The sequence below is a fragment of the Psychrobacter sp. 78a-MNA-CIBAN-0178 genome (assembly GCF_040309625.1).
Lineage (GTDB): Bacteria > Pseudomonadota > Gammaproteobacteria > Pseudomonadales > Moraxellaceae > Psychrobacter > Psychrobacter okhotskensis.
Window position 1 is genome coordinate 1 of the sequence record NZ_JBEOOZ010000061.1, and the last position, 1,062, is coordinate 1,062.

Annotated in this window: 2 protein-coding genes; both read left to right on the forward strand. The window is 38.7% G+C overall.

Features of this window, described 5'->3' with window-relative positions; all coding sequences use genetic code 11:
* Nucleotides 1-114: 114 nt before the first annotated feature.
* Nucleotides 115-297, forward strand: a complete 183-nt coding sequence (locus AAEY80_RS14210; RefSeq protein WP_025651033.1) for a hypothetical protein — start codon at nucleotides 115-117, stop codon at nucleotides 295-297.
* A 76-nt stretch (nucleotides 298-373) separates the two neighbouring features.
* On the forward strand, nucleotides 374-1,062 hold a 689-nt coding region (locus AAEY80_RS14215), incomplete at its 3' end, for a DUF6708 domain-containing protein (protein ID WP_350541750.1).

A 1,062-nucleotide genomic window follows, 5' to 3' on the forward strand; every position in this document is an offset into this window, starting at 1 on the left:
GTGGTTTGACTATTATCGTCAGGCTGCGTAACTAAAATCTCCCAAGTTTAACTGTACGGATTTGACGGCAGGGGTCATATCAAATCATCAGCTCTTGAGAGATTATTGCCTATAGTGACAAAAAAAGAGGCTGAAAAAGAATCGGAACCTCAGTTTATCATTGATACGCAGTTATTAAAGTTTGAACCGCAGAATATCAATAACGCAAAAGTGATTGTGACCTATACGCCCGATACCAGTCGCAATCCGCCATACCCTCTAAAAGACGTAAGCTATTTGGATAATAATAGCTACTAAAGAAAGGTTGCAAAAAAATAATGATTTACAATCCTCCTAACAATACCCATCCCATCGAAAAGCTACTAAGTAAACCTTGGGAAGGGAGCATACCTGCGTATCGAGAAAAAAAGCCAGCGTAGAGAAGCTGAGCCGTGATATGCATGAGGTAAACCCAGACTACCTACTGTTTCACCCCATTATTAACTCATATCAATTGGTTGGATTTTTGATGGCTTATTGCTTTAGTTGGTTGTTTGGGCAAGGTTTCTTTTTCTTTACAGTAGTAATATTTAGTTATATTTTTATCAAAGACTTTGAATACGCAGCGTTATTTTTAATAGCTATGCTTATTTTATTTCTAATAGTTTTTGGTTTTGGATCATATCTTATATTAAGACAGATTAAAAATAAAAAATCCTACTATAATAAAATCGTACTGTTAAAGCAGACCCAGCAAATTGCTTACTACGAGCACAATCGCAAGCAAGACCCTATCTTTCATCTAATTAATTACAAAGACATTGTTGCCTCAGTCAGACACAATAAGGGCGTCGAATTTGAGGCTCTAAATCTACATGTAATTGACCCCAAGACAAATCAAAGCATCCAAAACATCAATCTCGAAGACATGCAACTTAGCCCTTACGACCAATGGACGTTCATCCGCACATATATGGAGCGTCCCGCAGACGAGCTACCGCTTGACCCACGATATGCCCACGCGTGTCCAACAGATATCAGCACATCGCTACTCGCCTGTGCCGATATTGCTCAAGAGAAAAA